At 65.4% G+C, this 11,733-nt stretch carries 9 protein-coding genes; 3 read left to right on the top strand and 6 right to left on the bottom strand.

Going from position 1 to position 11,733, the window contains the following annotated elements; genetic code table 11:
• Window positions 1-113 precede the first annotated feature (113 nt).
• Together A5779_RS23810 and A5779_RS23805 are read left to right on the top strand one after the other, a co-directional pair.
• Window positions 114-1,262 (top strand): thiolase family protein, encoded by a 1,149-nt coding sequence (locus tag A5779_RS23810; RefSeq protein WP_064886208.1) that lies wholly within the window; start codon window positions 114-116, stop codon window positions 1,260-1,262.
• Between the two features lie 151 nt (window positions 1,263-1,413).
• The gene (locus tag A5779_RS23805; protein WP_064886214.1) at window positions 1,414-2,598 is read left to right on the top strand and encodes an amidohydrolase family protein; all 1,185 of its coding nucleotides are present in this window, start codon (window positions 1,414-1,416) and stop codon (window positions 2,596-2,598) included.
• A 51-nt stretch (window positions 2,599-2,649) separates the two neighbouring features.
• On the opposite strand, the gene A5779_RS23800 is transcribed toward A5779_RS23805, so the two are convergent.
• Window positions 2,650-3,249 carry a TetR/AcrR family transcriptional regulator gene (locus A5779_RS23800; RefSeq protein WP_064886213.1) on the bottom strand — a complete coding sequence of 200 codons (600 nt, stop codon included), beginning with the start codon at window positions 3,247-3,249 and terminating at the stop codon, window positions 2,650-2,652.
• A 102-nt stretch (window positions 3,250-3,351) separates the two neighbouring features.
• Between A5779_RS23800 and A5779_RS23795 the strand changes: the two genes are divergently transcribed.
• Entirely contained in the window at window positions 3,352-5,652 is a 2,301-nt protein-coding gene (locus tag A5779_RS23795; protein ID WP_064886207.1) for an MMPL family transporter, read from the top strand.
• 95 nt (window positions 5,653-5,747) lie between these two features.
• Here A5779_RS23795 and A5779_RS23790 read toward each other — a convergent pair whose 3' ends face one another.
• Genes A5779_RS23790 through A5779_RS23770 form a run of 5 tightly spaced genes read right to left on the bottom strand, consistent with a single transcriptional unit; the run spans window position 5,748 to window position 11,732 of the window.
• A complete protein-coding gene (locus A5779_RS23790; protein ID WP_064886206.1) occupies window positions 5,748-6,938 on the bottom strand; it encodes an acyl-CoA dehydrogenase family protein in 1,191 nt (396 codons plus the stop codon).
• A gap of 2 nt (window positions 6,939-6,940) precedes the next feature.
• Window positions 6,941-7,984 (bottom strand): acyl-CoA dehydrogenase family protein, encoded by a 1,044-nt coding sequence (locus tag A5779_RS23785; RefSeq protein WP_064886205.1) that lies wholly within the window; start codon window positions 7,982-7,984, stop codon window positions 6,941-6,943.
• Between the two features lie 33 nt (window positions 7,985-8,017).
• Window positions 8,018-8,857 carry an amidohydrolase family protein gene (locus A5779_RS23780; protein ID WP_064886204.1) on the bottom strand — a complete coding sequence of 280 codons (840 nt, stop codon included), beginning with the start codon at window positions 8,855-8,857 and terminating at the stop codon, window positions 8,018-8,020.
• The gene (locus A5779_RS23775) at window positions 8,854-10,476 is read right to left on the bottom strand and encodes an acyl-CoA synthetase (protein ID WP_064886203.1); all 1,623 of its coding nucleotides are present in this window, start codon (window positions 10,474-10,476) and stop codon (window positions 8,854-8,856) included. Before A5779_RS23775 ends, A5779_RS23780 begins: the two co-directional genes overlap by 4 nt.
• A gap of 8 nt (window positions 10,477-10,484) precedes the next feature.
• Window positions 10,485-11,732 (bottom strand): amidohydrolase family protein, encoded by a 1,248-nt coding sequence (locus A5779_RS23770; RefSeq protein ID WP_064886202.1) that lies wholly within the window; start codon window positions 11,730-11,732, stop codon window positions 10,485-10,487.
• Window position 11,733 lies beyond the last annotated feature (1 nt).

The following is an 11,733-nucleotide window of genomic DNA, read 5'->3' as shown; positions in this document are numbered from 1 at the left end:
CCCGCCAAACTGCAATTCGGCATGGACGTCGAACTCACCATGATCCCGTTCACCACCGATGAAGATGGCAACGAAGTCGTCACCTTCGCCTTCGCACCGAGAGGTTCCGCCCGATGACCAATGACGTAGCCATCATCGGCGTCGGCATTCACCCGTTCGGCCGCTTCGAGGGCAAGTCCGCGATGGCGATGGGTGTGGACGCCATCTTCGCCGCTGTCGCCGACGCCGGAGTGGACTGGAAGGACGTCGGCGCTGCCACCGGTGGCAGTTGGACCGTGGCCAACCCGGACGCCATCGTCGGGATGGTCGGACTGTCCGGCATTCCGTTCACCAACGTGTTCAATGCGTGCGCGACGGCAGCCAGCGCCACCAAGGCCTGCGCCGACGGCATCCGGCTCGGGGACTACGACATCGGCATCGCCGTCGGTCTGGACAAGCACCCCCGCGGCGCGTTCACCGAAGACCCGTCACTGGTCGGGATGCCCAGCTGGTACGCCGAGAACGGCCAGTATCTGACCACCCAGTTCTTCGGCATGAAGGCCAACCGTTACCTGCACGAGCACAACATCTCCCAGCGCACGCTGGCCAAGGTGGCCAACAAGAACTTCCGCAACGGTGCACTGAACCCGAACGCGTTCCGGCGCAAGCCGATCAGCGAGGACGACATCCTCAACTCGACGATGCTCAACTACCCGCTCACGCAATACATGTTCTGCGCCCCCGACGAAGGCGCGGCCGCGGTGGTCATGTGCCGCGCCGACATCGCCCATCGCTACACCGACAAGCCGGTCTATCTCAAGGCCGTCGAAGTCCGGACCCGCCGCTACGGTGCCTACGAGGTCAACACCACCTGCGCGCCAGTCGAGGAGGATGTGGCGCCGACGGTGTACGCCGCCCGCGCCGCGTTCGAGAAGGCCGGGGTGGCACCCGAAGACGTCGACGTCGTGCAACTGCAGGACACCGATGCCGGTGCGGAGATCATCCACATGGCCGAATGCGGCTTCTGCGCCGACGGCGACCAGGAGAAACTGCTGGCCGACGGCGCCACCGAGATCGGCGGATCGCTGCCGGTCAACACCGACGGCGGCCTGATCGCCAACGGCGAGCCCATCGGCGCCTCCGGGCTGCGCCAGATCCACGAACTGGTGCGCCAGCTGCGCGGCGAGGCCGGCGACCGGCAGGTGCCCGGCAACCCGCGCGTCGGTTTCGCCCAGCTCTACGGCGCACCCGGCACCGCCGGCGCCACTGTCCTGACGCTCTGACTTTCATGGCCGAGCAGACTCGTAGGTACCCGGCCGGGGCGGCATTTCGGGTACCTACGCGTGTGCTCGCGGGAGAAAAGGAACCACAACCGTGACTGAACATTCCATCGAACAGTTCAGGGAAGCACCGATTTTCGATGCCGACCAGCACATGTACGAGACCGGGGACGCACTGACCAAGTTCCTGCCCGAGAAGTACAGCCGCGCCGTGCAGTACGCGCAGTTCGGCAGGCAGACCCGGGTCGTGATCAACAACCGGGTCACCGACTTCATCCCCAACCCGACGTTCGAGCGCGTCGCCGCACCGGGCGCGCACGAAAAGTTCTTCGCCGGCGAGAACACCGAAGGCCTGACGCTGCGCGAGATGCAGGGCAAGGCCATCGACGCACCCGAGGCCACCCGCAACCCGGAAGACCGGGTCAAGGAACTGGATCGGCAGGGCGTGGTCGAGGCGCTGAACTACCCCACGCTGGGCAGCCTGGTCGAGCACTCCAGTGCCGATGACCCACAGCTGACGCTGGCCATCGTCCACGCTCTCAACGAGTGGATCTTCGAACACTGGGGCTTCAACCACGCCGACCGGGTGTTCTCCACACCAATCATCAACCTTTCCGAAGTCGATGCGGCGCAACGGGAACTGGAGTGGATCCTCGAGCACGACGGCAAGGTCGCGTTGATCAAACCGGGGCCTGTCAACGGCCTGCATGGCTGGCGCTCCCCCGCCCTGCCGGAGTTCGACCCGTTCTGGCGCGACGTCGAGGCCGCCGGCCTGCCCATCGTCCTGCATGCCAGCTATCCCCCGCTGGATGATTACGTCAACAAGTGGGAGCCGCCGTACACCCAGAATTTCATGGCGCAGAGCGCCTTCCGCTGGATGGTGCTGGGCCACCGGGAGATCGCTGACATGCTGACGGCGCTGATCTGCCACGGCACCCTTACCCGGTTCCCCAAACTGCGCATCGCCAGCGTCGAAAATGGCAGCAGCTGGATCTTCCCGCTGTTCCACGATTTCGCCGACCTGTACAAGAAGATGCCGCAGAACTTCCCCGAACATCCGCACGATGTGTTCCGGCGCAACATCTGGGTCAGCCCGTTCTGGGAGGGCTGTGTGTCCGATGTGGTGGAAACGGTCGGATGGGACAAGGTGCTCTTCGGCTCGGACTATCCGCATCCCGAAGGATTGGCCGAACCCAAGGGTTTCTGGAAGTACGCCGAGGGCATGGACATCCGGCGCACATACGACTTCATGGGCGACAACGCCCGGCGGTTCATGGGCCTGCCGATCGCCAACCCCGACCCGGGTGCGGTAAAGCCCCCTGTATTCACCACGGCCTGAGCAAGTTTGCCGGGATCTTGTACCGGTCCCACCGAGCCTGGTGCCGTCTGGTTAGCGGCGGCCCTCGGCCAACGGTGGAAGCGGCTGCGCGTCTGCCGGATTGAGGGCGTCGAGCATCAAACTCAGGTAACGCCTGCGTAGTTGCGGCGGCTGGTCGAGCGCCACCGAGGCGGCAGTCACCATGGCCACGAAGGTCGGAACGTCGTCGACCGTGAGATCGGCGCGCAGATCGCCCGAGGCCTGCCCCTGCGTCACCAACGCCTCCAGCAGGTCACGCTTTCGGTTGAACAATCTGGCAGTCAGCACGGTGAGGTGGTCCAGCGAGGGCAGCAGCGGACGCTGGAGATACATCAGTTCGGCAAGCCGTTCGATCACATCGATGAAGGCCTCACGTGGGGCGTCACTGTCGATGAGCGCCAGGATCACCGGCTCGACCTCGGTGGCGAATGCGTCCTCGTACACGGCCGCCGCCAGCGCCTGTCGGTTCGGGAAGTGGCGGTACAGCGTCGCATTGCCGACGCCCGCGTGCGCGGCGATCTGCGTCAACGTCGCTGCCCCACCCCGCGCGGCGAAGACCTCGCGAGCAGCTGCGACGATACGGCTCTCATTGGCATAGGCGTCGGTGCGACGGCGGCTGGTACGAGCAGGCATATCCGTTCCGGGGGACGTGGCGCAGGTCATGTTCGTGCACCGGGGATGGGCTTCGCAACAAACGATAGCTGACTCCCATATTGAGATCCTACTCTCACTTATATGTCCACCTATCTGTACCGGCTGGGGCGCTTTGCGTTCGGTCGTCCATGGCTCGTGATCGGCGGCTGGCTTGCCCTGATCGCCGTGGTGGCGGGCCTGCTCGTGACCAATCCACCGAGGATCTCGAACGAGATGCGCATCAACGGCACACCTGCCCAGGAGGTCATCGACGACCTGGCGCAGCGCATGCCCGAATCCTCGGGCGGACAGGGGCTCATTGCCTTTGCCGTCCCGACGGACCAGCGCATCGACGACCACGACAACAGCGCCGCAGTGCTGCGCGCTGTCGACTCCATCTCGCGGTCCGAGCACGTGCTCGACCCCCGCGCACTGGCCCAGGCCGAGTTGGCCAAGGGACCGGCCAGCCCCACCCTGACCGCCTCGGCGGCCATCGCACGGTCCGAGGTGCCGGCTGTTGCCGGACCTGACGCCCCGCACCCGATGATGGTCAACGGCCAACCCGTGCCCGGCGTGCTGGTGTCTGCTGACGGCGTCGCGGCCCTGTACCAGTTCCAATTCGACAAGCAGACCGCGGAATTGCCGTCGGGCACCGTCGAGCACACGGTGACCGCTGCACGCGACGCGGTCTCGGGCACAGGGATCAAGGTGCTGCCCTCGGCAAGCATGGTTGAGATGCCCGAAATCGTCGGTGCCGGTGAGGTCATCGGCCTGGCCGTCGCTGCCCTGGTCCTGGTTGTCACCCTCGGCTCACTGGTTGCCGCCGGGCTGCCCCTGGCCACCGCGCTGAGCTCGGTAGCCGTGGGTGTCGGCGGAACATTCCTGTTCTCGCACCTGGTCAACATGCAGTCGATGACAGCCGTGCTGGCATTGATGCTCGGCCTGGCCGTCGGCATCGACTACGCGATGTTCATCGTCAATCGACAGCGGCGGCTGATCATCGACCAGGGCCTCAGTGCCGGCGAGGCGGCCGGGCGGGCGCTTGGAACTTCCGGCAGCGCAGTCATTTTCGCGGGAACGACGGTGGTGATCGCGCTGGTGGCGCTGACCGTGGTCGGCATCTCGCTGCTCACCCCGATGGCATTGGCCGCCGCTGCCACCGTGGTCGTTGCCGTGATCGCAGCGCTCACGCTGCTACCCGCCCTGCTCGGTCTGGTCGGCGAGCGCATCTGTTCGGACAAGACCCGGCGCGCGCAGTCCACCGAGAAGGGCACCAATCACCGTTTCGCGACTGCCTGGGTCGGTGCGGTCCTGCGGCACCGGGTGCCCGTCGCCGTCGGTGGTGTGGTGATCGCCGCGCTGCTCGCGCTGCCGGCCCTCAACATGTCGATGGGTCTGCCCGCCGGTTCCAGCTACAACCAGGGCACACCTCAACGCGAGAGCTATGACCTGGTCTCCACCCACTACGGCGAGGGCTACAACGGGCCGCTGGTCGTAGTAGCCGAACCCGCGGCGGGCAATGGCAAGCTCACCATCGCCGACCTCGTGGACACCAACAACGACCTGCGCCGACTGAGCGGCGTCGAATCGGTCAGTCTGCAAAAGGTCAGCGACAACGAGGAATTCGCGCTGTTTTCGGTGGTGCCCGACACCGGGCCAACCGATGATGCCACCGCCCAACTGGTCCGCGACATCCGCGCACACGCCGGCCCGCTGACCGAACTGCACAACGTCGACCTCGGCGTCACCGGTATCACCGCGATGGGCGTCGACACCACCGATCGCCTCGCCGAAGCCGTACCGCTCTACATCGGCGTGGTCGTCGGCCTGTCACTGCTGGTGCTGCTGGTCGTGTTCCGGTCGATCGCGATACCGGTCAAGGCGACCGTCGGATTCCTGCTCAGCGTGCTGGCCACGTTCGGGGCCACCACCGCATTGTTCCAATGGGGTTGGTTCCAACAGCTGTTCGGCTTGAGCGCGACGGGGCCGATCCTGAGCCTGCTCCCGATCATCGTGATCGGGGTGCTCTATGGCCTCGCGATGGACTACCAGGTGTTCCTGGTGTCGTCGATGAAGGAGGCCCATGTGCACGGGCACCGCGGCGATGACGCGGTGTCACACGGGTTCACCCAGGCCAGCCGGGTCGTGGTGGCCGCCGCAGTGATCATGATGTCGGTGTTCGCGGGGTTCGTGTTCAACGGCGATCCCATGATCAAGCAGATCGGTTTCGCGCTGGCGTTCGGGGTGTTGATCGACGCGTTCGTGGTGCGGATGGCGATCGTGCCTGCCGTGATGTCGATGCTCGGCGACAAGGCCTGGTGGCTTCCCAAGCGGCTGGAGTGCTTCCTGCCCAACCTGGACATCGAGGGCGACCAGCTCAACAAGCAGTTGGCCGAGGTCTGATCCCCTCCGATCCCCTCCGCCGAAACGGTATTCCAGCAGGAAAAGTGCGAGTAAAGCCCTGCTGGAATGCCGTTTCGGCGCTGAAGCTGGACCAGTCAGGAAGCCTTCGCCTTGGGCGCCGAGTAGTTCGGCTTGCCCAGGCCAAGCACGTGCTGGGCGATCATGTTGCGGAACACCTCGAGCGTGCCGCCGTAGATGCCGACCAAGGGCGCGAACCGGTACACGTACTCACTGCGGTCATCGGCTCCCCCGTCGGCCCCGATCGGCAGTGCGGCCACTGATCCGGCGATGTCCATCAGATCCGGGGCGATGTCGCGCATGGTCTGAGCCAACGCGACTCGGCCGAAAATGCTGGGCGACGACAGTGACGCCTCCAGACGAGCCACACTGCGCCCCAGTCGATATGCGACCGATCCATCGTCAACCGCGGCGTGACCACTGGCATCGGGAGTACCCACCAGCGCGGCCACGTTGTCTGCCGCCTCAGCCATGAATCCGGCCTGATGCATCATGATCGCGACATCGGCCAGACCATCGTCGGCGGCCGCGACCGCCCCGTGCTCGGCGTCGAGTGGTTCACGCACGACCGTCCAGCCACCGTTGACGTCACCGAGCCGATACTTGTCGTCGACCCGCACATCGGAGTAGTAGACGATGTTCGTGCGGTCACCGTCGATCGTTCGGATGCCCTGGATCTCGATACCGTCGGAGTCCAGGGGCACCAGGAACATGGTGAGGCTCTTGTGTTTCGGCGCGTCCGGATCGGTGTTGGTGATCAGGAAGACGTACTGGCAGTTGTGCGCGCCGGTGGTGAACATCTTGGACCCGTTGACTACCCACTGATCGCCGTCCCGGACCGCGCGGGTCTTACACGTCGCGACATCGGAGCCGCCCTCGGGTTCGGTGTAGCCCAGGCACATCCGGACGGTGCCGTCGTACACCCCGCACAGCACGTCGTCACGGATCTCCGGGGCGGCGAACTTTGAGACGGAACGAGCGATCATGATCGTTGTTCCCCAGGTCACCCACGGCACCTCGGCCCGGCGCTTCTCCAGCTGCCAGATCCGCGACTGCACCCGGGTGAACCCACCATCGGCTTCGGACTTGAACTCCTTCTCCAGGTACCCGGCCGCGCCGAGGGCCAGGTGCACGCCCTCGTCGAAGTTGTCGCCGGTCTCGCGGTCCCGCCGGATGACGTCCTCGGTCACGATGCTCGAGAGGAACTCGCGCACCTCGGTGCGGAACGCCTCGTCCTCAGCGGACAGTTCGACTGTTGAGAAATCCATATCTAAACCTTGCTTTCACGAGCCGAGACGATCTGAGCGATGTGCACCGCGGTGGCACCCGGGTCACCGCCTGCCAGCGCCCAACCGCGCGCCCGCACCAGGTACGCGGTGGCCGCAGCCTCCGCCGACACCCCGAGTCCGCCCTGTACATGCACCGCCATGGTGGCGGCCTTGGCGGCCTCCTCGGCCATGAAGACGAATGCAGAAGGAGCCAGCTCCGGCCGCTCGTCCGGCTCGTTGTCGAGGAACCACGCCGCCCGACGCGCCAGTCCGCGCCCGCTCTGAACCGTGATCGCGATGTTGGCCAACGGATGCGAAATGCCTTGCAGCGTCCCGATCGGCACCCCGAGGGTGTACCGAGACTTGGCGAACTCGGCAGCGATCGTCATCGTCTCCTCGACCAGACCCACCAGCGCCGCCGCGGTCAGAAGACGCCATTCATCCAGCGCCCGTTGATATTCCGCAAGGGCATCGGCACCACTGGCCAGCACGACGCGGGTGTCTGCGGCGGCTGGATCCACCCACGCCATCGGCAGCTTGCCGATGTTGTCTACCCGGGCAGGCCGCGTGGAGAATTCCAGCTTCACCACATCCTGTCCGTCGCGGACGACGATGTGGTCGGCGATCGATCCGATCGGGATCAGCCGGGCACCGGTCGGCGCCACCTGCTGCGGATCGAGTCCGACGATCTGGGTGCCCTGCACGATCTCTTCGGACTCGCATGCGCCCAGCCGGGCCAGCAACCGCGCCGCGACGACATGGTCGATCCACGGCACGGGCGCCAGCGAGCGGCCGAGTTCCTCTGCCACCAAGGTCAGGTCCACCAGGGTCGCCCCGTCACCGCCGACGGATTCCGGGAGTGCCATCGTGGTGGCGCCCATGGCGCACAACCGTTCCCACAGACTCTTGTCGAAACCCGAAGGCTCGGCGGCACGCACGGCCTCGATGTCGGAGTGCGTCTTGAAGAACTGCCGGTACGCGGTCTGCAGGTCGACATGGTCCTCGGTCAGGCTGTAATCCAGCCTGCGCAGTTCGTAGCGGTCCATCCGTGCTCCTTTCTCGGCTTCGCCGAGGGCGTCCTAGTCGTCTCTGCCGAAGAAGAACTCCGCGGCATTGTTGTAGAGGTAGTTGTCCAGCACATCGGCAGGCAGGTCGAGCGCCAGCGCCTCGGGCACGACGCGCTGCATGCGCAATACCGGGAAATCCGAGGCGAAGATGATCTTGTTCTTGCCGCGGGTCCGCATGAAGTGCAGCAGTGACTCCGGCAACCGCTTGGGTGACCAGGCCGACGTCATCAGCCGCAGGTTCTGGTATTTGATCAGCATCCGGATCGCGATGTCCCACCACGGATCTGCGCCGTGGATCATGCACAGCTTCAACTCCGGGAACCGAACACACACGCGGTCGAGATGGATGGGGTTCTGCACCTCGCCCGGGATCGGCGGCCCGGGAATGCCCGTGTTGACGCACAGCGGCAGTTCCATCTCGGCACATTTGGTGTAGAGCGGATAGTACACGGCATCGCTCGGCGGATACTGCCCGTCTCCCCAGAAGCTGGGTCCGACAACGGTATAGGCGACCGGAAGGTCGGCTGCGACGGCTGCGAGTTCACGCAGCGACGGGATGGGACGCAACAGGTTCACCCCGCCCATCGCCAGCGCGAAGCGGTCCGGATGCGCCTCAACGAATTTCCGCGCCGTCACCGACGGTTTGGCCAGCGAATCCATCAGGATCGCCTTCTGCACACCGTGGGTGTCCATCTCGTCGAGCAGCTCCGACAGGTCGATGGGGTCGTACATCGACTGCGGGCCCTTGAAATAATCGTCCCGCACCTTCTTCATGAAGGTCGGCTGGTTCTCCGTCTCGCCGAAATGCACGTTGGCCAGACAGTCGATCACCCGATTCTCTGTGCGTGTCATGCCTTGATCTCCGCCTGTTCCGAGGCCAGGCCCTTGGCCCAGCGATAGTCGGCCTTGCCGTTGCCGAGTCTGCGAATCTCCTCGACGAACAGCACGTCCTTGGGAAGTTTGAACCGGGCCAGCTGGGTGGCGCAGTGCTCCCGGAGGGCGTCGGCGTCGACCGCGTCCCGCACAGCCACCAGGGCCACGATCTCTTCACCCCACCGCTCACTGGGCCGGCCCACCGCCAGCGCATCGACGACCAGCGGGTGTGCGCGCAGCACTTCTTCGATCTCCTCGACGAACACCTTCTCCCCACCGGTGTTGACCACCAACGAATCCCGGCCCAACAGGCGCAGGGTGCCGTCGGCGTCGAGCGAGGCGCGGTCACCCGAGACCACCACCCGTTCGCCGGCCACCTCGGGGAAGGTCTTCCCCGTCGCCGCTTCGTCGTTGAAGTAGCCGAGCGGGATTCGGCCGTTACGTGCCACCCAGCCCACCTCGGTGTCGCCGGGATCCAGGAACCGGGAGTAGTCGTCGGCCAGGACCAAACCTCCAGCCCGAAGCTGGAAGGTTTCGGCAGTCGGGGTTTCGCGCTGAGTATGGCCGAACCCCATGTTGCCGGTCTCCGAAGAACCGAATCCGTTGATGATGGTGATCTGCGGGATGTGTTCCAGCAGTGCGCGTTGATGTTTCGGGTTTGTCGCCGCTCCGCCCGTGCCGATCGCGAACATCGACGACAGGTCATAGGATCGCCGGCCCAGCTCCTCGACGATCGGTGCGGCGTAGGCGTCGCCCACCATTGTCATCAGCCCGATCTTCTCGCGCTGCGCGGTTTCGAGCACGGTGCGCGGGTCGAAGCGTGGTTTGGTGTCGTGCAGGACCACCGTCTGGCCGGACAGCAGGCCGGAGAACGCGGTCCACATCCCGGCGGCATGCATCAACGGCGACACCGCAAACCACGGTGGGCCGGCATTGACCACCTTGTCGTGGATCTCGCTCACCTGCTCGTGGTCGGCACCGTTCATCGAGGACACGTAGATGTCGCCCTGCCGCCACATCACCCCTTTGGGACGCCCGGTCGTACCGCCCGTACAGACCATGAGCAGATCATCAGGAGATGGGGTGATGCCGTGGTCGCAATCCCCCTGAGCCAGAGCATCTTCCAGTGGCACTGCATCCGGCAGTTCGGCACCGTCGCCGTCGTCGACCGAGATCAGCAGTTCGGCCTGCAGCGCTTCGTCCCCCAGTGCAGAAGCGAACTTCGCCCCCAGCGAGCGGTGGTAGATCACCGCACGTGGCTTCAGGTACGCCAGCAGGTCGGCCACCTCGCCCGGCGAGTAGTAGTAGTTGACGTTCACCGGGACCGTGCGCGCCTTGAGGCAGCCGATCACCATCTCGGGATACAGGTCGTTGTGCATGACGAGCGCGACCACGTCCTGGCCGCATTCCCAGCGGTTCAGGTCGCCACGTTCGCGGTGCGCGCCCAATCCGCGCGAGGCCAGAAAGTTGGCCAGCCGACTGGTCCGGTCAGCTCCCTGCGCGAAGGTGGTGCGACGAGTGCCGCACACCGTCATCTCCCGGTCAGGTACCGCCTCGGCAATCGCGTCGACGACGGCGCCGATCGTCCATTCGGCCATGGCGGCGGCTAGACCGACACCAGGCCTGCGACGCCGGGCGCAGTCCGGGTCGGGTCACCGAGGAGCTCGAGTGCGTTGTCGCGCATCACCTTCCGGGTGTCTTCGAGGCTGAACTCCGGGAACTGCGGGATGTCCGCGGTGAAGGTGGTCGGGTCGGCCAGCCCCTCGCCGTGCGGCCAGTCCGAGCCGAACAGGATCTTGTCCACCCCGATGGTGGCGGCGAGCAGCTTTACGTCGTCCTCGTAGTACGGCGCGATCCAGACGTTGTTGCGCAACTGCTCGACCGGATCCTCCTTGAAGTGGTACGGCGCATTGTTGGCGGCCTTCTTCAGCCGCTTGATCAGCCGGTAGACGAAGTAGGAGCCGTTCTCGATGCTGCACACCTTGAGCTTGGGATGCCGAGTGAAGACCTGGTGCACGATCATCGAGGCCATGGTGTCGTGGATGGCGCGGTCGTCCATGATCACCATGTCGAGCGGATCACGCTTGCCGAATCCCTTGAACACCCCGCTGCCGCCCCACAACGCCGGGACCGCCATGTAGCCGGAGTCCGACAGGTGGAACACCACCGCGACACCGGCCTCGGCCAACCGGGCCCACACCGGATCATGCAACGGATCACCGAGGGAGCGCGGCCTGACCGCGCCCGGCACCGGGGCCGGACGCACACACACCAGCTTGGCGCCCCGGCTGATCACGAACTCGACCTCCTCGACCGCCTTTTCGGGATCGGCGAGCGAGATGATGGGTGCCGATACGAAGCGGCCGTCAGGCCGGTCAAACCCCCAGTCCTCATCGAGCCACAGGTTGAAGGCGTGCACCGAGGCCATGGTGGCCTCGATGTCGTGCTTGAGCCCCTCCTCCACACCGCAGGCGAAAGTCGGCAGCATGAACACGGTTTCGAGTCGCTGCCGGTCCAGCACCTTCAGCCGGGCATCGCGATTCTGATACTCGGGGTGTTCGGAGAGCCGGTCGACCTTCATCAGGGAGGCGGGGTCGACGCCCTCGGGGATCTCTCCCCGGAACAGCAGATCCAGGCAGCCCGGTTCGATGATCGGGTCGAAGGTCGGGTTGGGGATGAAGTGGTTGACGGTTCCGCCCATCACGGCCAGGGTCCGCTTGCCGTCCTGGACCATCTGCACTCCACGGCTCCGGAACTCCTTGGGCAGGTGCCGGGTGAAGGCGTCCACCGGCTCGTAGTAGTGGTTGTCGACATCGACGGCCAGGTAGGGCAGACGCTCTGGGGTGTCGGTCATG

Source organism: Mycolicibacterium peregrinum (assembly GCF_001665625.1).
GTDB lineage: Bacteria > Actinomycetota > Actinomycetes > Mycobacteriales > Mycobacteriaceae > Mycobacterium > Mycobacterium peregrinum_B.
The sequence above is the reverse complement of the archived record's forward strand: the minus strand, read 5'-3'. Positions and strand labels throughout refer to the sequence as shown.

What these genes read in the sequence shown, in the direction of transcription:
- A5779_RS23810 (WP_064886208.1), top strand. Translation starts at nt 114, where the DNA reads ATGACCAATGACGTAGCCATCATCGGCGTCGGCATTCACCCGTTCGGC.
- A5779_RS23805 (WP_064886214.1), top strand. Translation starts at nt 1,414, where the DNA reads ATGTACGAGACCGGGGACGCACTGACCAAGTTCCTGCCCGAGAAGTAC.
- A5779_RS23800 (WP_064886213.1), bottom strand. Translation starts at nt 3,249, where the DNA reads ATGCCTGCTCGTACCAGCCGCCGTCGCACCGACGCCTATGCCAATGAG.
- A5779_RS23795 (WP_064886207.1), top strand. Translation starts at nt 3,352, where the DNA reads ATGTCCACCTATCTGTACCGGCTGGGGCGCTTTGCGTTCGGTCGTCCA.
- A5779_RS23790 (WP_064886206.1), bottom strand. Translation starts at nt 6,938, where the DNA reads ATGGATTTCTCAACAGTCGAACTGTCCGCTGAGGACGAGGCGTTCCGC.
- A5779_RS23785 (WP_064886205.1), bottom strand. Translation starts at nt 7,984, where the DNA reads ATGGACCGCTACGAACTGCGCAGGCTGGATTACAGCCTGACCGAGGAC.
- A5779_RS23780 (WP_064886204.1), bottom strand. Translation starts at nt 8,857, where the DNA reads ATGACACGCACAGAGAATCGGGTGATCGACTGTCTGGCCAACGTGCAT.
- A5779_RS23775 (WP_064886203.1), bottom strand. Translation starts at nt 10,476, where the DNA reads ATGGCCGAATGGACGATCGGCGCCGTCGTCGACGCGATTGCCGAGGCG.
- A5779_RS23770 (WP_064886202.1), bottom strand. Translation starts at nt 11,732, where the DNA reads ATGACCGACACCCCAGAGCGTCTGCCCTACCTGGCCGTCGATGTCGAC.